The sequence below is a fragment of the Rhizobium johnstonii 3841 genome (genome assembly GCF_000009265.1).
In the GTDB taxonomy this organism is placed as follows: domain Bacteria; phylum Pseudomonadota; class Alphaproteobacteria; order Rhizobiales; family Rhizobiaceae; genus Rhizobium; species Rhizobium acaciae.
Map to the genome: position 1 here is coordinate 1 of NC_008384.1, position 21,005 is coordinate 21,005.

Annotated in this window: 13 protein-coding genes; 5 read left to right on the top strand and 8 right to left on the bottom strand. The window is 63.0% G+C overall.

Features of this window, described 5'->3' with window-relative positions:
* The first annotated feature begins 9 nt into the window (after positions 1 to 9).
* The 4 genes from repA to RL_RS29780 all read left to right on the top strand — a co-directional run bounded on the left by repA (position 10) and on the right by RL_RS29780 (position 4,881).
* Positions 10 to 1,206 (top strand): plasmid partitioning protein RepA, encoded by a 1,197-nt coding sequence (gene repA, locus RL_RS29765; protein WP_028741930.1) that lies wholly within the window; start codon positions 10 to 12, stop codon positions 1,204 to 1,206.
* Complete coding sequence (gene repB / locus RL_RS29770; protein WP_011654765.1) at positions 1,203 to 2,198, top strand: plasmid partitioning protein RepB; 996 nt, start codon at positions 1,203 to 1,205, stop codon at positions 2,196 to 2,198. The genes repA and repB overlap by 4 nt, the downstream gene beginning before the upstream one ends.
* A gap of 154 nt (positions 2,199 to 2,352) precedes the next feature.
* Positions 2,353 to 3,567, top strand: coding sequence for a plasmid replication protein RepC (gene repC / locus RL_RS29775; RefSeq protein ID WP_011654766.1), 1,215 nt, complete (start codon positions 2,353 to 2,355; stop codon positions 3,565 to 3,567).
* A gap of 180 nt (positions 3,568 to 3,747) precedes the next feature.
* Complete coding sequence (locus RL_RS29780; protein WP_011654767.1) at positions 3,748 to 4,881, top strand: RHE_PE00001 family protein; 1,134 nt, start codon at positions 3,748 to 3,750, stop codon at positions 4,879 to 4,881.
* Between the two features lie 222 nt (positions 4,882 to 5,103).
* Here the strand turns inward: RL_RS29780 and RL_RS29785 are convergent, their stop codons facing one another.
* Genes RL_RS29785 through RL_RS29795 form a run of 3 tightly spaced genes read right to left on the bottom strand, consistent with a single transcriptional unit; the run spans position 5,104 to position 7,128 of the window.
* Positions 5,104 to 5,814: a Bax inhibitor-1/YccA family protein gene (locus RL_RS29785; protein WP_011654768.1), complete on the bottom strand. Its 711-nt coding sequence runs from the start codon at positions 5,812 to 5,814 to the stop codon at positions 5,104 to 5,106.
* A 20-nt stretch (positions 5,815 to 5,834) separates the two neighbouring features.
* Positions 5,835 to 6,602 (bottom strand): anti-sigma factor family protein, encoded by a 768-nt coding sequence (locus RL_RS29790; RefSeq protein ID WP_011654769.1) that lies wholly within the window; start codon positions 6,600 to 6,602, stop codon positions 5,835 to 5,837.
* Positions 6,589 to 7,128, bottom strand: a complete 540-nt coding sequence (locus tag RL_RS29795; RefSeq protein WP_003548300.1) for a sigma-70 family RNA polymerase sigma factor — start codon at positions 7,126 to 7,128, stop codon at positions 6,589 to 6,591. Before RL_RS29795 ends, RL_RS29790 begins: the two co-directional genes overlap by 14 nt.
* Before the next feature lie 176 nt (positions 7,129 to 7,304).
* Between RL_RS29795 and RL_RS29800 the strand changes: the two genes are divergently transcribed.
* Positions 7,305 to 7,613 carry a hypothetical protein gene (locus RL_RS29800; protein ID WP_011654770.1) on the top strand — a complete coding sequence of 103 codons (309 nt, stop codon included), beginning with the start codon at positions 7,305 to 7,307 and terminating at the stop codon, positions 7,611 to 7,613.
* 43 nt (positions 7,614 to 7,656) lie between these two features.
* Here the strand turns inward: RL_RS29800 and cueR are convergent, their stop codons facing one another.
* The 5 genes from cueR to RL_RS29825 all read right to left on the bottom strand — a co-directional run bounded on the left by cueR (position 7,657) and on the right by RL_RS29825 (position 20,980).
* On the bottom strand, positions 7,657 to 8,046 hold the full coding sequence (gene cueR, locus RL_RS29805; RefSeq protein WP_011654771.1) for a Cu(I)-responsive transcriptional regulator: 390 nt from the start codon (positions 8,044 to 8,046) through the stop codon (positions 7,657 to 7,659).
* 9 nt (positions 8,047 to 8,055) lie between these two features.
* Positions 8,056 to 10,581: a heavy metal translocating P-type ATPase gene (locus RL_RS29810; protein WP_011654772.1), complete on the bottom strand. Its 2,526-nt coding sequence runs from the start codon at positions 10,579 to 10,581 to the stop codon at positions 8,056 to 8,058.
* A 107-nt stretch (positions 10,582 to 10,688) separates the two neighbouring features.
* Positions 10,689 to 13,298 (bottom strand): malto-oligosyltrehalose synthase, encoded by a 2,610-nt coding sequence (gene treY / locus RL_RS29815; protein ID WP_011654773.1) that lies wholly within the window; start codon positions 13,296 to 13,298, stop codon positions 10,689 to 10,691.
* A gap of 138 nt (positions 13,299 to 13,436) precedes the next feature.
* A complete protein-coding gene (pbpC, locus tag RL_RS29820; RefSeq protein ID WP_011654774.1) occupies positions 13,437 to 15,515 on the bottom strand; it encodes a penicillin-binding protein 1C in 2,079 nt (692 codons plus the stop codon).
* Positions 15,512 to 20,980 (bottom strand): alpha-2-macroglobulin family protein, encoded by a 5,469-nt coding sequence (locus RL_RS29825; protein WP_011654775.1) that lies wholly within the window; start codon positions 20,978 to 20,980, stop codon positions 15,512 to 15,514. The genes pbpC and RL_RS29825 overlap by 4 nt, the downstream gene beginning before the upstream one ends.
* Positions 20,981 to 21,005 lie beyond the last annotated feature (25 nt).

Genomic DNA, 21,005 nt, shown 5'->3' on the forward strand with positions numbered 1-21,005 from the left:
TTGGGTGTTTTGGACAACATTAGCGTATCGACGACAGATGTACGGATCGAGCGGCATGCGAACCAGCTTTCGCGGCAACTGAAGCTCCTCCGCGACAAGCTGTTCCCGCCGCTCTCGCAAAAGACGCTGCGGACATTCTCCTCCGGCGAGGCGGCCCAGATGATCGGCGTGTCGGACGGCTATCTTCGCCAGCTTTCACTAGATGGCAAGGGACCGCAGCCGGATCTTGCCCAGAATGGCCGGCGTTCCTACACGCTCGGCCAGATCAACGAATTGCGCCATTATATGGCCAAGCTCAAGCCGAAGGACGCGCTTTCCTATCAGCCGTGGCGTCGCCCTGGCGAAAAGCTCCAGACTGTTGCCGTCACCAATTTCAAGGGCGGCTCGGCCAAGACCACGACAACGCTCTATCTGGCGCAGTATCTGGCGCTGGCAGGTTACCGGGTGCTTGCGATCGATCTCGATCCGCAGGCTTCGCTCTCCTCCATGCTCGGCGTTCAGCCCGAATTCGATCTTTCCGAGGGCGATACGCTCTACGGCGCAATTCGCTACGATGAGGGCCGCAAGCCGCTGAAGGAGATCGTCCGCAAGACCTATTTCGACGGATTGGATCTGGTGCCGGGCAATCTCGAACTGATGGAGTTCGAGCATGAGACGCCACGGGCATTGAACGACCGGCAGCGACCCGGCGAGCTGTTCTTCCGTCGCGTCGGCGTTGCCATTGCCGAGGTCGAAGCCGATTACGACATCGTGGTAATCGACTGCCCGCCGCAGCTTGGTTATCTGACGCTTGGCGCCGTTTGTGCCGCCACATCGCTGCTCATTACCATCCATCCGCAAATGGTCGATGTCGCCTCCATGTCGCAGTTCCTGCTGATGACGTCGGATCTGCTTTCCGTGGTGCGCAAGGCCGGCGGCGATCTGCAGCACGATTTCATCAAATATGTCGTCACGCGTCACGAACCCTTCGATGCGCCGCAGTCGCAGATCGTCGCGCTGCTGCGCAGCCTCTTCAGCGACGACGTATTGACGGCGACCATTCTCAAATCGACGGCGATCGCCGATGTCGGCTTGACCAAGCAGACGCTTTACGAGATCGAGAAGGGGCAGGTGCGCCGCTCGACCTATGACCGGGCGCTGGAATCGGTCAATGCCGCCAACGGCGAGGTTCTCGCCGGTATTCACAAAGCCTGGGGTCGAGCATGAGCAGACGCGATCGCCTGAAAGGTCTTTTCGACGATACGGCGCAGGAGTTGGCCGCGGCCAACTACGAGGAGTCCTCTTCGCGCGGATCGGCCGGTCCGGTTCGGACGATGGCGCTGACCCTTGGCCGCATGGAGGAAGAGAGCAGGGCGATGCAGGAGGCTTTGCTCTCCGGTGAACGCGTCGTCGAACTCGATCCTGATCTGATCGATTCCTCCTTCGTCCGCGACCGCCTTGCCGACCAGCCCCTCGATAGGGAAGACGAGCTGGTGCAGTCGATTGCCGAGAACGGCCAGGAAGTGCCGATCCTCGTTCGCCGTCATCCCAATGATGAGGACCGCTACCAGGTCGCCTATGGCCATCGCCGTCTGCAGGCTGTCAAGCTGCTCGGCCTCAAGGTGCAGGCGATCGTCCGCAAGCTTGACGATACCGATGTCGTCATCGCGCAGGGTATCGAGAATTCGGCGCGCCGGAACCTTTCCTATATCGAGCGCGCGGTCTTTGCCCTCAATCTCGAGCTCAAGGGTTTTGAGCGCCCGGTCATCATGAAAGCGCTGTCGACGGACAAGACGGAGCTATCGAAGCTGATATCCGTTGCAAAAGCTATTCCCGCCGAGATCGTCAGGTCGATCGGAGCCGCACCCGGCATCGGGCGACGCCGGTGGATGGCGCTTGCCCAGGACTGGAATGGGATGACGGCCGCCCGGCTTGCCAAGCTCATTGCCTCGGGAAGTTTCCTGGCGGAAGAGAGCGACCGCCGTTTCGAGCTTTTGGTCGCCGAGCTCGCCAGGAAAGAGGCAAAGCCCGAAACCACGGAATTTGACTGGAAGCCGAAGAGCGGCGGCAAGATCGCCGGCCGAATCAAGAGCGCCGGCAATTCCTTCACGATCGCGTTGAAGACCGGCGACGCGCCGGATTTCGGCGCTTACATTTCACGCCGTCTCGACGAGCTTTACGAAGCCTATCGGGCCGGCAGGTTGCAAGCAGGAGAATAGACCGCAAAAGAAAAAAGCCTCCGAACGTTGCCGTCGCGGAAGCCTTTCTCATATCTGGACAATCTGAGAATCGCACTTCCTCGAATCACTGTCAAGCATCTTCGGCATCCTTTTGGGTGGTAGTTTTCTTTTGCCTTGAGAAAAGGTGAGGGACATGGAGCCTCAATATGTATCGACGCCCTTTGGGCGGCGATCGATGACGCTTGGCATGCTGGCAAGCCAGGAAAGCGCCAGCAAGGTCGATCCGGACGCATCGGTCGACAAGTGGAAGATTTTTCGCGCGCTCTGCGAAGCAAAGGACATGGTCGGCGTATCGGATCGTGCCCTGGCTGTTCTCAATGCGCTGTTGACCTTCTACCCGAAGAACGAGATTGCCGAGGCCAACGGCTTCGTCGTCTTTCCGTCAAACGAGCAGCTGTCGCTGCGCACGCATGGCATGGCTGGCACGACGTTGCGGCGGAATCTGGCGATGCTGGTGGAAGCGGGCCTGATCATCCGGCGGGATAGCCCGAACGGGAAACGTTTTGCCCGGCGCAACGGCGAGGGTGGACTTGGAGAGGCATTTGGCTTCAGCCTGGCGCCGCTCCTGGTGCGCGCTCGCGAGATCGAGGCGCAGGCGGCTCAAGTGATGGCCGCCAAGCTCGAATGGAAGCGCCTGAGGGAGCGCCTGACACTTTGCCGGCGTGACATCACCAAGCTCATCGAGATCGCGCTGGAAGAGGAAGTGGCCGGCGAATGGATCGAGATGCAGAAGCATTTCAATCTGCTTTCCGCAAGCCTGCCACGCCGCCCGTCGGCCGCCGAGATGGAAAGCCTGCTGGCCGATCTCGAAGCTTTCCGGGAATTGATCGTCAAGACGCTGGAATCGAAGTCGAAAACAGAAAAAACAGACGCCAATGATATCCAAAACGGTCGGCACATACATAATTCAAACCCACACCCTATATCTGAACTTGAACCAAGCTTCGAAAGGAAGCAGGGCGCAAAGCCGGAGGAAGAGCCGCGGCATTGGCGCGAGCCGCCGAAATCCTTCTCCCTTGCCATGGTGCTGCAGGCCTGCCCGGAGATCATCGCTTACGGACCGGGCGGCGGCATCGGCAGCTGGCGTGATCTGATGGCCGCGGCCGTCATTGTCCGTTCCACGCTTGGCGTCAGCCCCAGCGCCTATCAGCTGGCCTGCGATGTCATGGGGCCGGAAAACGCCGCCACGGTGATCGCCTGCATTCTGGAAAGGGGCGGACATATCAACTCGGCCGGCGGCTACCTACGTGACCTGACGCGGCGGGCGGAGCGCGGCGAGTTCTCGCTCGGACCGATGCTGATGGCGCTGATGCGGGCAAATGGTCCGACGGCGAGGAAAACCGGATGAGCGGCTATGAAAAAGCTTCGCGCCAGCTCAGACGGTTAGAAGCATATGCGGCCGGTCGATCAGCTAGCATATCGGCTTCATTCCCTCCAGTTTTGTTGAAATACACTGTTAACCATGTCATACATGGCGGAAGGAAACACGTATTTTGCTTCCATTTGTGAAAAACCGTAAAGCTTAACAATGCGCTACGATATCGACGGTACGATGCTTCAAACCCTGCTTCCAGCCATTACCGCGGCGGAGGATGCGGTGGCGCGGCTGGACGAGCGGGTGTTGCGCTCGCCGGTCGGCGAGGGATTTGCCGAGCGCAGCCATTTCTTCGACGCCGCCGGCGCGCTCTGGGTGGCCGGCGAACTCGTGCATGTCGAGGATCTCGTTTTGCATGATGCCCATATGGATAGCCGCGCTCCCACCCACGAACTGACGATCGCCCATTCCGTGCTGCGGGCACGTCGGCGCATCTGGACCGGCGAACCCTCCTGGGCACTCGGCGTCTCGGGCCTTGCAACGCTGACGGCGACCGGCGGGGAAGGGGAGGGGAAGGCGCAGGAAGCGAAGAGCGTCGCCGCTCCACTCGAGACCGACGGAGAGGGCGAGGATGAGGACGGGCCGCTCGCCGCCGAGATGGCGGAGATCGATGCGCTTCTTGCCCGCTCGCAGAAGCTGCTCGATATCCATACCGGGAAAACGCCGGAAAGCGAGACGGCCGCCGTTACCCCGGCAAGGCGCAACGAAGATCCCCTCGGCTTGCTCGGTGACGACGAGTGGGACGAGGAACAGCGGCTTGCGGAGTGGCGAAGCGTGCAGCCATTGGGCGATAGCTTGCCGCCGGTTCTCGGTGCTATCATCCTCTTCGAAGCCTGGGAAAGGATCGAGCCGTTGCGGCGTCAGCACTGGCTCGGCGGTCTTCTGGTCGCAAGCCATCTACGCGCCCGCGGCAAGGTCGCCTCACATCTCTTTTCTTTCTACGGCGGGCTGAAGCTGGTGCGCCATGAGCGTCGTCGGGCACGCGATCGCGTCACGCGGCTACAAGCCTTTCTGGAGGCGATGCATCTGGGTGCCGTGGCCGGCCTCAAGGAAATCGACCGCCTGTCCTTAGCACGCACGCAGATGGAGCTGCGCTTTCGCGGCCGCCGTTCGAACAGCAGCCTGCCGGAACTTGCCGATTTCATCCTGTCGCGGCCGATGGTCTCGGCGGCGATGATCGCCCGTCATCTGCGCATCACGCCGCGCGGTGCGCTGAACCTCGTCAACGAGATCGGCATTCGTGAAATTACCGGCCGGGGTCGCTATCGCGCCTGGGGTATCATCTAATGCATGTCGCCCAAAAGTGGGCATGCGGTTTTGGGACAACGACATGCATAAAACAAAGACTTAAAGCGCGTAGCATGATTCCGATTTGACGCGATGCGCTTTAATCGAAAACGGCCGGGCGTTGACCCGGCCGTCGCCTTTAGGTGAGCACCCAGTCCGCCATCCTGTCACAGACTGCAGACCAGGCGCTCTTGCGCTTCCTTTGCCCCCAGAAGCGCAGTCCTATTCCCGCTCGCCGGTGAAGTTGAGCAGAAGCTGGAAGATGTTGACGAAGTTCAGGTAGAGCGAGAGCGCGCCGAAGACGGCGAGCTTCTGGTTCGATTCCTGATCGTAGTTTTCCGAATACTGTTCTTTGATGTTCTGCGTGTCGTAGGCGGTGAGACCGACGAAGACGACGATGCCGATCACCGAGATCGCAAACTGCAGCGCGCTCGAACCCATGAAGATGTTGACGACAGAGGCGATGATGACGCCGAAGAGGCCCATCATCAGGAACGAGCCCATGCGCGAGAGGTCACGCTTCGTCGCATAGCCGTAGAGGCTGGTGGCGCCGAACATCGTCGCGGTGATGAAGAAGGTCCGCGCGATGCTCATCCCGGTGAAGACCAGGAAGACGGAAGCGAGTGACAGGCCCATCACGGCGCAGAAGGCCCAGAAGGTGATCTGAGCGGTGCTGGCCGACATCGTCTGGATCTTGAACGAGAAGAAGAAGACGAAGGCGAGCGGCGCGAGCATCACCACCCACTTCAGCGGCGAGCCGAAGATCGGGACGTAGAGTGCCGGCGTCGAGCCGACGACAAAGGCGACGAGGCCTGTTATGACGAGGCCGAGAGCCATATAGTTGTAGACGCGCAGCATATGCTGGCGCAGGCCTTCGTCGAAGAGGGCCTGGGAGCCGGCGACGGCGCCATAGCGGGGATTGATCGGGTTCATGCTGATCTCCTCGGTTTGAATTAATAGAGTGAGCGGGCGAGCCGTTCGGCCGCTTGGTCGAGATTGAGGCCGCTATCGTCGGCGATCAGCGCATAAGCGACCTCGCCGATCTGCCAATAGGCGGCTTCTGCTTTTTCCAGCGTGAGATGACTGACCGGCTTGACCTCGAAGGCGCCCGGACGGACGGCGAAAAGCGACAGTTGCTTTCCATCTGATTGTTCGATCGCCATCTCGACGCTGGGGCCGAATTCGGACGGGAAGATCTGCACGTCCGCGACCTTCCAATCCCTAGGCAGTTCGGGCATCACGATCGCGGTGGCGGCGCGAATATCGTCGGCGCTATAGGTGCTCGGTGTCTGCGGAGGCATAGATTGGCGCAGTGCCGCGGTCTGATAGGCACGGACGGCATCCTCGACATAGGCGGGTGCCGGAACGGATGCCACCACCTCGGTCGCCGAGAAAGCGCCGAAGGAATTGTGCGCCACCCAGCCGGCGGCAATCAGAATACCGACAGCGGCAATGCGCTGCAGGGAATGGAAGATGCGGCCATAGGAAAGGCCACGTTCCAGCCGGCGGGCGGCATCGCGGGTCTCGGGTCGGCCGAAGGCACTTTCGCCGGCTAGCGCCAGACGCAGTTCACCCTTCATGCTGAGGTCGGCCATGACCTTGGCGGCAATCGCCGGATTCTCGGACAGATAGGATTCCACCTGGATGCGACGGGCGACATCGAGCTCGCCATCCACATAGGCGTCGAGATCGGCATCGATGATCGGATCAACTGCTTTCATTGCCGTTCCCTCCGATGATCCTCAGATGCGAAACCCGCGGCGTCTTCTCCTCGAATTCGCGCAGGTGAGCGCGGGCGCGGGAGATGCGCGACATCAGCGTACCCACAGGAATGCCGAGCGCCTGGGCGGCTTCCTGGTAGGAAAGGTCTTCGATCGCAACGAGATGCAGCGCCTCGCGCTGTTCCTCCGGCAGGTCGAAGAAGGCGTCGCGCACCTGCTGCAGGCGCACGGCATGTTCCTGGCCGGCCGGCAGCGACTGTTCGGCTTCGACAGCCGCCTCATCGTGGCGGCGCGTCAGCGACCGGTTCTGGCGAAGACGGTCGATATGGGCATTGTGCAGGATGGAGAGCAGCCAGGTGCGCAGGTTGCCGCCGCTGCGGAAGCTTTTCCGCTTCTCGAAGGCGCGCACCAGCGCATCATGCACCAGATCCTCCGCCTCGTCCGAATTGCGCACCAGCGAGCGAGCGTAGCGTCTCAGCGCTGCGAGCTGTCCGATGACATCGAAGGGGCGGTCTTTGCGTTCCATGATTGAGTATACGGAAATGCGGCGGATTTTATTCCCGGCGGACGTAAAAAAATCATACGGGGCCGAAACCGTCGCCGGATCATCTCAAATATCCCTCGGGCGCCTTAAATCCGCGATTGTTTATGACAATTACATGACAGATCATGACGCCGCTGATTTGAGGGGGACAATCAAGAATGAAGGAAAAGAAGCGGGTCTACGAAGCTCTCGTAGACGGCGCCATGGAAGGGCTGACGGACGAGGCGCTCTATGATTTCGTCAAGACGCGTTGTCCGAAGGCCACCAGCAGGAAGATCGTCCGGGCCTCGCTTCTCGCCCTGACCGATCCTCATCTCAGGGACCGCAATATTCTCGACGTGATCTATGCGCTCGCGATCAAGCACCGCTTGGATGACGGCGTACTGGACGACGGCGAAGACGAGGGTCCTGACGAGCAGACTCAATCCTCGCAGGCGGCCAACCAGAACATGCCGCAGCTTTCCTGAGGCAGGTCTCGCCTGAAGCGAGGCGCTCGCTTTCCTGAAATGGTCAGCCGCCGTCCGAAAGCTCTTCGAGGATCGGACAATCCGGCCTGTCGTTGCCGTGGCAGGCATGCACGAGATGCTCCAGCGTGCGGCGCAGTTCCGTCAGTTCGCGGATCTTGCGGTCGATCTCGGCAAGCTTGGTCTCAGCAATATCCTTGACGTCGACGCTCGCCCGATCCTTGTCCTCGTAGAGCGCCAGCAATTGCCGGCATTCCTCGACGGAAAAGCCGAGGCCGCGCGAGCGCTGTAGGAAGCGCAGTTTGTGGATGTCGGTTGCGGCATAGTCGCGATAGCCGTTTCCGCCCCTGTCGGGACGGATGAGGCCGATATCCTCGTAGTAGCGGATGGTCTTCGAAGGCAGACCGGATCGTTCCGATGCTTCGCCGATATTCATCGCCATCTCCTATAGTTTTGCAAAGCGCAGTCTCAGCGCATTTGATATCACCGAGACGGACGAGAGGCTCATCGCTGCCGCGGCGATCATCGGCGAAAGCAGCAGCCCGAAGATCGGATAGAGCATGCCGGCCGCGACCGGCACGCCGAGCGCATTATAGCCGAAGGCAAAGCCGAGATTCTGGCGGATGTTTCGCATCGTCGCCTCCGCCAGCCGCCGCGCCCTGACGATGCCGTTCAGGTCCCCCTTCACCAATGTGATGCCGGCGCTTTCCATCGCGACGTCGGCGCCGGTACCCATGGCGATGCCGACATCGGCGGCGGCGAGCGCCGGCGCGTCGTTGACGCCGTCGCCGGCCATGGCGATGATGGCGCCCTTGGCCCGCAGCTCGTCGATCAGCGCCTTCTTGCCTTCCGGAAGCACGTCGGCGCGTACCTCGTCGATGCCGAGGCTTTTTGCCACCGCACGTGCCGTGCGCTCGTTGTCGCCTGTCGCCATGATGATCTTCAGACCGCTGTCGTGCAGCGCCTTGATGGCGGCTGTCGTTGTCGGCTTGATGCGGTCGGCAACGGCGACGAGACCGGCAAGCGCGCCATCGAACACCACGAACATCACCGTCTTGCCGTCGCCGCGCAGGGCTTCGGTCTTCTCGGCAAGGACCGCTGGATCGATGCCGAGATCGGCGAGCATCGCCGCATTGCCGAGCGCGACCGTCGTGCCGCCGGCACGGCCCTGAACGCCCTTGCCGGTCTTTGCCTCGAAGCCGGTGACCTCGACGAAGGGGACACCGCGCTCCTCGGCGCCGGAAACGATCGCTTCGGCCAGCGGATGTTCGGAGCCGCGCTCCAGGCTTGCCGCCAGCGACAGCAGCCGGCTTTCTTCGACCCCGCCGAAGGTGACGATGTCGGTAAGCTTCGGCTTTCCCTCCGTCAGCGTGCCGGTCTTGTCGACGATCAGCGTGTCGACCTTGGAAAAGCGCTCCAGCGCTTCGGCGTCCTTGATGAGCACACCTTCCTGCGCCCCGCGCCCCGTCGCGATCATGATCGACATCGGCGTCGCAAGGCCGAGCGCACAAGGGCAGGCGATGATCAGAACGGCGACGGCGGCAAGCAGACCATTCGCCATGCGCGGCTCCGGCCCGATCGCGGCCCAGACGAGGAAGGCAAGGACGGCGGCTGCGACCACCGCCGGCACGAAGACGGCCGACACCCGGTCGACCGCGCCCTGGATCGGCGCCCGCGAGCGTTGCGCCTTGGCGACCATGTCGACGATACGCGACAGCACTGTGTCTGCGCCGACCTTCTCTGCGGTCATGACGAAGGTGCCGTTCTTGTTGATCGTGCCGCCGGTCAGCGGGTCGCCCTTCGACTTCTCCAGCGGCAGGGGCTCACCTGATATCATCGATTCATCGACCGTCGACTGGCCTTCGAGGACGGAGCCGTCCACCGGCACCCGCTCGCCGGGGCGCACGCGCAGCCGGTCACCGGTCTGGATATCGTCCACCGGCACGTCGCTCTCGCTACCCTCGGCATCGATGCGCCGCGCCGTCTTCGGCGCAAGGTCGAGAAGAGCGCGAATTGCCGAGCCGGTGCGTTCGCGCGCTTTCAATTCCAGCACCTGGCCGACGAAGACGAGCGCGACGATGACGGCCGCTGCCTCGAAATAGACAGGCACGGCCGCGCCATGGCCATGGAAGCTCATCGGGAAGATGCCGGGCGCAAGCGTGGCGACGACGCTGTAGACATAGGCGGTGCCGACGCCGAGACCGATCAGCGTCCACATATTCGGGCTGCGGTTGACGACAGACGCCCATGCGCGGCGGAAGAAGGGCAGAGCCGCCCAGAGCACCACCGGCGTTGCCAGCAGCAATTCGATGTAGGTCGCCTGCGGCTCGCCGATTGCCTCCCGGAGCGGCAGGCCGAACATCGGCCCCATGCTCAGCGCCAGCAACGGTGTGGCGAGAGTGGCGCTGATCCAGAGCCGCCTGACGAAATCGACGAGTTCCGGGTTCGGGCCTTCATCAGCTGGCGGAATGCCCATCGGCTCCAGCGCCATGCCGCATTTCGGGCAGTCGCCCGGACGATCGCTGACGACCTCAGGGTGCATCGGGCAGGTATAGAGCGTGCCCTTGGGTGCCGGCTTCGCCGGCGGGCGCTTGCCGTCGCGATAGGCTGCGGGGTCGGCTTCGAACTTCGCTTGGCAGGTGGCCGAGCAGAAATAGAATTTCTCGCCTTCGTGCTTCAGGAAATATTTCGCGGTCGACCGATCGACGATCATGCCGCAGACGGGGTCCTTTGCGGTCAGGTAGTCCTGCGGCGTCGCCACAAATTTCGTCCGGCAGCCGTCGGAGCAGAAATGATGGGTGCGGCCCTCATGCTCGAGCGAGGGTTTGCCGGCCTGCGGATCGACGGTCATGCCGCAGACAGGATCACGGATCATGGCGCTTGCAGCCTTCTCCTGTTCATGGCCGCAATGGCAATGATCGTCGCCATCGGCGTGACTGTGATGGTGATCGTGTTCGTGCTTGATATCCATGACTATCTCCTGTGCCCAAAGGGGCACTTGGATAGGCTTATCAACCTTCCAGCGACTGGAAGGTCAAGCACTATTTTCATGGGCTCGATTTTTGCGGCGGCTGATCCTCATATCGGCGTGATCAGCCCGACCGGCTGGCTCCCGAGCAGGGCGGCGACCGAAATGCTGCCACCAGGCTCGATCGTCTTTCCGGTCACCAGATCGGCCTTTAGACCGTGAAGCGGGGAGGGGACGGCGATCGCCGTATCCTCCCAGAATTCCGGGCCGGCAAAGAGCACGCCTGGATCGAGCCAGCCGAACATCAGCCGCGGCGCCGCTATGATCGCGAAATCATCCTTATGCACCCGGGCAAAGGCAAGCACGTGGTCGCGCCGATTGCCCGTCACCTTCAGCGGCAGATAGTCGCCTCTGGCAAAGAGCTCCGCCAGCCGCTGGCGCAGCTGCAGGCCGATCCCGACGAGGCGCTGCTTCAACGCTGCGGCCTGCAGCTTGGCGATCGGCCCGGGTTCGGCTAGCCAGGCCGTCAGCCGCTGATGATCGACCGGCCGGCGGTTGTCGGGATCGACGAGGCTGAAATCGAAGCCCTCCGCACCCTGATAGATATCGGGAATGCCGGGGGCCGTCAGCTTGAGCAGCGTCTGCGACAGGCTGTTGAGGTAACCCGCCGCGATGAAGGGCTGCAGCACCCTTTCGAAATCCTCGAGGAAGACGTCATTGTCAGGCGAGACCAGTGCCGCGACATAGGTGGTGACCGCTTCCTCGTAGGCGGCATCCTGTTCCGTCCAGCCGCTGCGCAGTTTTGCCTCGCGCACCGCCTTGACCGCATAATCGGTAAAGCGTTCGCGGAGTTCTTCGGTCTGTCCTCTGTCGAAATCCTCCGGCCAGATGCCGGCCAGCGCCTGATAGAGCATCCATTCGACATTCGGCTCCGGCGCTGTACCATCCGGCAGATCCTTCAGCCACGGGCGGTTCATCTCACGCCACCGCTCGACCGCCTGGGCAAAAACATCCGCGCCCTCGCTCAGGGCATAAAGCCTTGCGCGCGCATCCTCGCCGCGTTTGGTGTCGTGGGTGGCGCTTGCCGAAAGCCCATGCGGCTGCAGCCGCGCCCGCTCGGCCATGCGGCGGTGGAATTCCTCCGGGCCGCCAGGCGCCTTGCCCGGTTCACCGCCCACTTCGTTTGCGGCAATCAGCCTGTTATAGCGGTAAAACAACGTATCTTCCGTCGCCTTCGCCATCACCGGCCCGCTCAATTGCTGGAAGCGGATACGGAAGTCGTGGGCCGCGTCACCTTCGACTTTGCCTTCGAGAAGCGTCAGCACATGGTCGCATGCACGTCGGTCATCGAGCTGCGCCATGGCTTTCGAGGCGGTCGCCGCAAGTACCGCTGAATCCTGCCAGGAAAGCGGGCCGCCGTCGCCATAGGTGCGGTAGACCGGAAAGGCGATCAACAACTCGCTGAGCGCAGTGGCGATCTCGTCTCTTTTCGCCTCGGGAAAGATGCCGGCCGCGATCGACACGAGCCTGTCGGTCTCGCCGGCGAAATTGCGCTCGACCATCAGTCGCTTGGTAATCCGCCGGCCCGCCTCGAGATCACCCGTCTCGCCGGCGATGCCGCGATAGGCATCGTCCAATATGCGCAGACCGCCGGCGTCGATGAACAGCTCGCTGAGTGCGGCGATGAATTCATATCCCGTGGTGCCGGCGACCGGCCAGCTCTCCGGCAGGACCTCACCGGCGCCAAGGATCTTTTCGACGACGATATAGGTGTCCGGTCCGGCCGCCTCCCGCAGCCTGTCGAGATAGGCCGTGGGTTCGGCGAGCCCGTCGACATGGTCGATGCGCAGGCCCTGCACCTTGCCATGGTGCACCAGCTCGATCACCAGCCGATGCATGTCCTCGAACACGGCTGGATCTTCGACGCGGATGCCGACCAGTCCGGTCACCTCGAAAAAGCGGCGATAGCTCAGATGTCGTGCCGCCTCCTTCCAATGGGTCAGCCGCCAATGCTGCCCCTCATGCAGGCTTCTGACGAAATCGCGATCGGCCGAGACGTCATCGAGCTTCTGCCGGAGGACTGCCCGATCGCCGCCCTCGAAGAGGATATCGCGCATCGCGCGGTTGAAGTTCTCGCCGGAGGTGACGGCCGCAGCTTCCGCCATTCTGGTCGCAACCGGATCGTCGAGCCGGTTTGCGATCGTTCCGTAACTCGTAGGGTTCAGCGGCAACAGCGTCTCGAAATAACCGAAGGCGAAATTGCCGTGCGTTTCGTCGAGCGTGATGCGCAGTTCGCCGTCGGCCAGTGCTCCCTCGAAATCCTGGCCAAGCTGCGGCAGCGTCAGCGGCTCGCTCCAGTCGATGTCGAAATGGCTGAAATAGGCGCTTTGCCGGCCAAATGTCAGCACGTCGCGCCACCAGCTGTTTTCCGGCGAGGCCGCCATGTGGTTCGGGACGATATCGAGGATCAGCCCCATGCCTGCGGAGGCGAGGCTTTCCGTCAACCGATCGAATCCCGCCCGGCCGCCAAGCGCCGGGTCGATGTCGTTGGCGTCGGTGACGTCATAGCCGTGGGTCGAGCCGCTGACGGCGGTGAAGATCGGAGAGGCGTAAAGGTGGCTGATGCCGAGTGTCTTGAGATAGGGGACGAGGTCGCAGGCGCGATCGAAGGTCATGCCGTTGCGGAATTGTATCCGGTAGGTCGCTGTCGGAAGTGTCATGGGGCCGTCTGACGTTGGAAGGAGACCCTCCCGAACGGTTGCAGCCGGGTTTTTGTTCCCTTGCTGCGCGGCGCGTCTTTTTAGACGCGCAAAGGTCGCTGTGACATTTGGAGTGGGTGGATCGTGCGTTCGGATGTTTTAGTCGATGAAAACACCGACGCTTGCGGCGCGTCCGGCCGAGTCGATGACGGTCAGTTTGGAGTAGCCGCCGCCATCGGGCAGCCATTGCTGGATGCGCCGGCGGGAAAGATCGGGCAGCGGCTTGCCGTTGGCAAGCCAGCGGAAGGGGGCTCGGCCGCCCTGCAGCTTCAGCATCAGCGGTGACAGGTTGCCTTGCCCGGCGCCGAGATCGACATGCGCGCCCTCGGGCGGATAGATGATCTGCGGCGCGGCCTCGCGGCCGGAGGCGAGCAGGCCGCTGGCATTGAGTGCGAAACGCCTCTGACTGATCGGCAGCTCGGACTGGGCGATGCGCACGGCGCCCGCAGGCGGGCGGGGCAGCGGCGTCGTCGCGATGCCGGATTTGGCGAAACCTTCAAACAGGATGGGCGCGGCGGTGCCATAGCCGGTCAACCCCGGCACGGCGCTGTTGTCAGGCCGTCCAACCCAGACGCCGAGCACATAGCGGCCATCATAGCCGACCGACCAGGCGTCGCGATAGCCGTAGCTCGTGCCGGTCTTGTAGGCGATGCCGCGCTGCGACGCGCCGGCGGGGGGAATGACGCCGGAGAGAATATCGGCGACGTTCCAGACCGCGACCGGTTCCAGCAGCGGTTCACCGTCGAGCTTGCTCGGTGTGCCGGTGACGCCGTCGCCGAGCCTAACCGGCTGGCCGCGATTGGCGAGCGCCGTATAGAGCTGCACCAAATCCTTCAGGGTAATGCCGACGCCGCCAAGCCCGATCGCAAGCCCCGGCGCCTCATTCGGCGGCAGGACCGGGCGCACCTCGGCGCGGCGGAAGCGGACCATCAGCCGCGCCGGCCCGACGGCATCGAGCAGCTTGACAGCAGGCACGTTCAGCGAAAGCTGCAGCGCCTCGCGCACGGTGACGTCGCCCTGATAGCTCATGTCGAAATTGCGCGGCCGGTAGCCGAAGAAATCGGCTGGCCGGTCTTCGATGATCGTCTCCTGGGACACCAGGCCTTGCTCGAAGGCCAGCCCATAGATGAAGGGCTTCAGGGTCGAGCCCGGCGAGCGGTTGACGCGCGTCATGTCGATCCAGCCGGAGCGGCTGGCGTCGAAATAATCGGCCGAGCCGACTTCGCCGACGATCGCACCGGTCTGCGCATCCGCCATCACCATGGCGAGCGAAAGCTTCGGCCCGAGCTTCATGGCCGCTGCCCGCGCAACCGCCTCCAGCCCCTGCTGCACCTGTTTCTTCAACGTCGTCTGATGCTTGAGAACCGTCGGCTCCTTGCGCAGTGCCGCTTCGGCGACATGGGCGGCAAGTGCAGGCAACTGCATGCGCCGGGCCGGGATCGCGACATCCTCGGCCCGTTCGGCTTCACCGTCGCCAACGGCCTCGGCGACCGCGACGCGGTCGAGCACACGCTTGCGTGCGGCCTCGGCTGCCTTGAGATTGCGGTCCGGCCGGCGCCGTTCCGGCAATTGCGGCAGGGCGACGAGCAGCGCCGCCTCGGCGACCGTCAGGCGGCGCGGTTCCTTGCCGAAATAGGCAAGGCTTGCGGCGCGCACGCCTTCGAGATTGCCGCCATAGGGCGCATGCGTCAGATAAAGGTCGAGAATCTCTTGCTTCGACAGCCGCCGCTCGATCTGCGCGGCGCGCACCAGTTGCAAGAGCTTTGCCGAAAGCGAGCGTCCTTCGCGCGGCTCGATCAACCGCGCCACCTGCATCGACAGCGTCGAGGCGCCGGAGACGATGCGGCCGTTGCTGACCAGTTGCATGGCGGCACGCCCGAGCGCCCAGAGGTCGACGCCGCCGTGGTCGTAGAAACGCTGGTCCTCATAGGCGATCAGCATGCGCAGGAATTGCGGATCGACGTCGGAGACCGTCGTCTTCAGCCGCCAGCGGCCTTCCGACGTTGCAAAGGCACGCAACAACTGCCCATCGGCATCCAGCACTTCGGCCGACACGGCATTCGCCCCGGCGAGCGGCGGCGGAAAGGCCCTGTCGGCGGCATCGAGCGCAAAGAGAGCCGCGCCGGCAAGAATGATGCCGGCAGCCGACCCGATCGCAAACTTGTGCCACCGCCTCATGGTTGAGCCGTCACGACCTCCATCTTGCCGGTTGCCGTGCGGGCCGAAAGCTCCGGTCGGTACATATCCTCGACGTTTGCGGCCGGATGGTCGTAGGTGCCGGGGGTGACGGCGCGCACGACATAGGCGACGTTGAATTCGCGGTTGTCGCCGGCTGCACGGTTGAAGGCGGCAACGAAGCGATCGTAGCGGAATTCGGTATGGGCAGCGGAAATCTCGCCGATCCAATCGAAATTCGTCATCTGGGCGCTGTCGACGAGGTTAGGATTGTCGATCTCGAAGCCGGCCGGCAGAAGGTCGGTGATGACGATGCGCGACGGCCAGTCATTGGTTTCGCGCACATGGATGACGACGACGTAGCGTTCGTTCTGCTTCGCCTCGCTGACATTCGCCTGCTCGCCGTCGAGCGTGTAATAGGTCCGCTCGATGATGAAGCCGTCGCCGCCGGCCGGCAGCGGCACGGTCGGGGCGGCAACGGTGGTGACCACAGCCGAAACCGCGTCGTTGGTCTGGTTGGTCAGCGTCAGCGGATGGTCAGCCAGGGCATCGCCGGTCATGCGTGCCATGTAGGCGCCGGTGTGCGCGGCCCCATTGACATCGACCTTCAGGCCATCGTCACCGCCCTGGATGGCGCGCGCGGCAAGCAGCATCCAGGTTTCTTCCTGCGTGCTCTTGTATTTGCTGCGTTCCCATTCCTTGCCGACCGCCTTGGCGAGTTCCGGGATGACTGGTGGTACCGGCCGGCTTTCGGCAGCAAGCGCCAGGATCGCCGCACCATCGCGCAGGATCGTGCCATAGTCGGTGCGCGACAGGTTCACGCGCGACACCATCGATTGCTCCGACATCTGCAGCGCGTCGAGGAAGATATTCTTCGAGCGCTGCGCATCGCCGTAAAGCGCCAGCGCGGCGGCGATGTGCGCCTTGGCGAGCGGCGTCGGGAAGTCGTTGATCATCGTATCGGCATAGTAGCGCAGATCGCTGATCGCGGCCTTCTTGTTGCGGGCAAGGACGTAGATGGCATAGGCGATCTGGTCGCCCTGGCCCTTGATGTCGGTGGTGTAGGACAGCGTGTTCTGCAGGTTTTCGAGCGCCTGCACGAAAGCCCTTTCCGGCACGTCGTATTTCATTTCACGGGCCCGCGTCAGGAAGTCGGTGACGTAGGAATCGAGCCAGACATCGCCCGAATCCGGTCCCCAGAGACCGAAGCTGCCGGCCGAGGCCTGATAGGAGAGCACGCGGTAGATCGCATCCTGCACGCGCTTCTTCACATCATCGTCACTTTCCATGCCCGCCTGCTTCGCCACTTCGGCGAGGTAGAGCAGCGGCAGCGCCCGGCTGGTGGTCTGCTCGGCGCAGCCGAAGGGATAGCGGTCGAGCGTCATCAGCAGGGCTGGGATGTCGAAGGCGGCCGAACGGGTGACGTTGACGCTGATCGAGGCGCCGGGCAGCACGCTGTCGGCGAGCAGGTTCCTGTCGACGGTGAGCTTTGCCCCGGGCTTCAGCGCCAGCACCCTGCGTTCGGTGATCGGCAAGGAGGCCGGTCGCACCGGCACGTCGACCGTCTGGTCGAGCGAAAGGCCGGAAGCGTCGGAGAGGTTGATCGAGACGCTGCCGGCGCCCGGCTGTTTGCCGATGAGCGAAAGCGTCAGTTCGGATTTCGCGCCGGCCTCGAGGCGGATCGTCTGCGAGGCGGACACTTCCTCGATGCCAACCGCATCATTGCCGGTCAGTTGCAGCTTGTAGTCGCCGGCCGGCGCATCGGTATTGGCGATGTCGAGCCGCAGATTGGCCTTGTCGCCGGGGGAGAGGAACTTCGGCAGGCTTGCGGTCACCACGACAGGATCGCGGATGATGACATCCTTGACGCCGTGGCCGACGCCTGATTTCGACCAGGCGACTGCCATGACGCGCGCCGTGCCGTTGAATTGCGGAATGTCGAAGGCGACATTGGCCTTGCCTTCGGCGTCGAGCTTGACCGGCCCGGAGAAGAAGGCGACGAGCTTCTGCGTCGGCGGGCTTGCCTGCAGCGCGATGGCGCCGCCATCGCCGCCGGTCCGGAGTTTGCCGGTCGCACCCAGCGAGCCGTCGATCAGGCGGCCATAGAGGTCACGGATTTCAAGGCCGAGCTGGCGCTGGCCAAAATACCAGTCCTCCGGGTTCGGCGGTTCGTAGCGCGTCAGGTTGAGAATGCCGACATCGACGGCGGCAACCGTCACATAGGCATCCTCGTTGGCGCCGGCGCCCGCCACCTGCAGGCCAATATTCAGTGGCCCGCGCGGCAACATCTTTTCGGATGTTGCGAGTGTCACCTGCAGGGCGCGCTGTTCTGGATCGACTTTCAGCCACTTGATGCCGATCGAGCGCATCGGCATATGGCTATCCTGCGCGTCGCCGGGGCGGAAGAGCGTGGCGGTCACATAAGCGCCGGCACCCCAATCAGCAGTGACGGGGATGTCGACCTCGCCGCCAGTCTCGCCGATCGTGGCGTTCTGTACGGCAACCAGCTTTTCGGTTCCGGATGTCACCATCAGCTCGCCGCCATAGCGCGAGGTGACTTTCAGCTTGGCCGTTTCGCCGATCTTGTAGCTATCCTTGTCGAGGGCGATCTCAAGCCCGTCGGGCGTTTCGGTCGAAGTCGAGGTCACGAACCAGCCGGCGTCGAATTCGACGCTGGAGGTCGGGCCGTCGGCATCGGGGCTTTCCACTTCGAGGCGATATCGGCCCCAGGTAACCGGCACGGAGATCTTGCCGCCGTCCATCGTCGCGTCGACGCTGCCGTTGGAGACCTGCTCGGCGGTGTAGACCGGCTCGTATTTCCAGGCCGTTCCCTCGCGATACCACTGATATTCGCGATTGAGGCTATAGAATTTCCAGCGCAGGCCCTTCGCCTCCTGCTTCTGTCCATCGGCATTGACGCCGATCACCGTGAAGTTGGCGATCGAGTTCTCCGGTAACTCGTCGGAAAATTCCGGCTTGATGCCGATCGACGCCCTCTCGTTCTTCACCGGAATGGTCAAAGTGCGCTCGATGGCGCGGCCGCCCGCCTCCTGCATGCGCATATAGACGGTGGCGTTCAGCAGTTGCGTCGTTGCCGGCAGCTCGCTGATGGTCAGATCCGTTGAGGCTTCGCCGTTCTCGTCGAGTTCCGGCAGGCCGTCGATCGGCTGACGCGAATCCTCGCTCGCCTCTTCGTCGGCAAGCCCGAAGAAGAAGCCCTTATAGGCCGCACTCTCGCGCGTCGGCTTGACGACGACGTCGCCTTCGAGCGTCAGGCCTGCGGCCGGGGCGCCGTAGAGATATTTGCCCGAAACCGTGATCGTCGCCGGCGTATCCGGACCGACTTCCTTGGCGTCGGTCTTGATCTCCATGTCGGTGCGATCGGGCACGAAATCGTCGACGAGGAAACTCTTGGTGGCGATCGCGCTGCCCTTGGGATCGGTATAGATGTTCATCGTCCAGGTGCCGCGCATGGCGTTTTCCTGGGTCGGGAAATCGATGGAGTAGCCGCCGAGATTGCTGGTCTGGCTGACGATCCGCCGGTCTTCCACACCGTCGGGGCGGTTGAAGATGAAGGTGAGCGGCAGGTTCTCGATGGCGTTGCCATCGGTGTCGCGGGCGAGTGCCTGCGCATGCACCGTCTCGCCGGCGCGGTAGATGCCACGCTCGGTGTAGGTCAGCACGTCGATCGCGCCGGGTGCTGCGCGGCCGGTCACGCCACGGTCGGAAAGGTCGAAGCCGGCGCGCGTCATGTCGAGGAAGACGTAGTCCGAGGTCCCGTTCCTGGCGGCAATGACGGCGGGCGTCAGCGCCGCCGTGCCGCGGATCAGCCCGGCGGTGAAGGTGGCGCGGCCGTTTTCGTCGGTGGTGGCGGTGCCGAGCACTTCATTGTTCTTGGCAAGTAGCTGCAGTTCGACGCCTGATATCGGCTTGGCCGAGGCGAGCGAGCGGGTGAAGACGTTGAGCCCATCGGTGCCGGCATAGGTGGTGATGCCGATATCGGAGACCAGGAACCATTGCGTCGCCTGCGAATCCCACTCTTGCGCCGGACCGTTTGCCGCCGTTGCGGTCATCACATAGATGCCGGGCTTGCGTTCGGGCAGCGCCTCGTCGACCGGGAAGCTGGTGACGATGTCCTTGTTGAGCTCGTTGGCGATGTCGATCGAGCCCTGCCAGACGAGTTCGCCGTTCTGATCCTGGATGTTCTGGGCGCTGTAGCCGTCGAGCTGGGACAGGAACTGCGAATTGGTCAGCAGCGGCGCGATGGCACGATCGCCGATGCGGTAGAGCTTCAGGTTGGCCGAGGTCATGTTGACCGAAACGATCGGGATGCCGCGGCGCGCCGTCGAGGGCAGCACGAAGCTGTCGCCAGTGAAACGCACCATCTGGCTGCGGTCTTTGATATAGACGTCGATGCTGACAGGTGCTTCGAGCACCTCGTCGACTGATGAAGGCAGGCCGGTACGGAAGCCGATCTTGTAGGTCTGGCCATGCGTCAGTCCTTCGACGCAGATCTGTTTGTTCTTGGTTTCCAGCGCCTTCGGCGCTTCGCCGTTCAGCGTCACGAAGGGCGTGTAGTCGGTGGTTTTGACCAGCGCCTCGGAGAAGGTGACGCAGGCACGCGGCGTGGCGCTGTCGGCATCGACCGTGTGTTCGGTGACGCGGAAGCCCTGCGTCGATTTCAGCTGCAGGTAGGCCGCCTGCACATCCTTGGCGCCGACTAGTGCCAGGCTCGCCTTGTAGGCGTCGAGCGCCGGGCGGTAGTTGGCATTCCGCTCCAGCGCAGTGGCGAGCACGGCCAGCGCCTCGGCGCGTTTGGCGGTGGTGCGCGTCAGCTCGTAACCGTTCAGCGCGTCGACCACCGCCTGTCCCGTCGTGCTGCTCTCGGCGCTGCCGAGCGAGGCTGCTGCGCGGGCGGCTTCGAGCCAGAGATCGGCGTCGTCAGGTGTGATCGACAGCGCACCATGGAAGGACTTCAGCGCGTCGGCCAGATTGTTGGCGGTGAGGTCGAGGCGGGCGTTGGCCGTCAGGCTGTCGACGCCCTGACCCTGCTGGTCGTCGGCAAGCGTGAGATTGTCCTTGAAGTCGTGGGCCTGCTGGATGAGATCGTTGCTCAGGAAGGTCAGGCGCGGCGCAGCACCTATATCCCGCTCCTGCTGGCCGGCCGTTTCGACGATCTTGCCGGCGATGGCGCCGGGGAAGGCGTTCATCGTCTTGAAATCGGATTTGAGGAAGCACCATTTCACCTTGGGATTGTAGGTGAAGGCCTTGCAGCTCTTGTCGCCGATGCAGGAGGTCTTGCACTGATCGAGCGAGACGTTCTGTTCGGTGCGAAGATCGAAGCCGAAAAAATCGGCGTCCTTGATCGTCTGGATGTCGCGCTTGGTATCCGCAGCGGCTGCGGGAAAACTGACGGCGATCATGGAAAATGCGATTGTCGCGAAAGCAAAGAACGAGCGCACGGACATAGGTTCCCCCCGGAATGCTGGCTCT

Coding starts and splice junctions, on each gene's coding strand:
- repB (WP_011654765.1), top strand. CDS start 1,203: ATGAGCAGACGCGATCGCCTGAAAGGTCTTTTCGACGATACGGCGCAG.
- repC (WP_011654766.1), top strand. CDS start 2,353: ATGGAGCCTCAATATGTATCGACGCCCTTTGGGCGGCGATCGATGACG.
- RL_RS29780 (WP_011654767.1), top strand. CDS start 3,748: ATGCGCTACGATATCGACGGTACGATGCTTCAAACCCTGCTTCCAGCC.
- RL_RS29785 (WP_011654768.1), bottom strand. CDS start 5,814: ATGAACCCGATCAATCCCCGCTATGGCGCCGTCGCCGGCTCCCAGGCC.
- RL_RS29790 (WP_011654769.1), bottom strand. CDS start 6,602: ATGAAAGCAGTTGATCCGATCATCGATGCCGATCTCGACGCCTATGTG.
- RL_RS29795 (WP_003548300.1), bottom strand. CDS start 7,128: ATGGAACGCAAAGACCGCCCCTTCGATGTCATCGGACAGCTCGCAGCG.
- RL_RS29800 (WP_011654770.1), top strand. CDS start 7,305: ATGAAGGAAAAGAAGCGGGTCTACGAAGCTCTCGTAGACGGCGCCATG.
- cueR (WP_011654771.1), bottom strand. CDS start 8,046: ATGAATATCGGCGAAGCATCGGAACGATCCGGTCTGCCTTCGAAGACC.
- RL_RS29810 (WP_011654772.1), bottom strand. CDS start 10,581: ATGGATATCAAGCACGAACACGATCACCATCACAGTCACGCCGATGGC.
- treY (WP_011654773.1), bottom strand. CDS start 13,298: ATGACACTTCCGACAGCGACCTACCGGATACAATTCCGCAACGGCATG.
- pbpC (WP_011654774.1), bottom strand. CDS start 15,515: ATGAGGCGGTGGCACAAGTTTGCGATCGGGTCGGCTGCCGGCATCATT.
- RL_RS29825 (WP_011654775.1), bottom strand. CDS start 20,980: ATGTCCGTGCGCTCGTTCTTTGCTTTCGCGACAATCGCATTTTCCATG.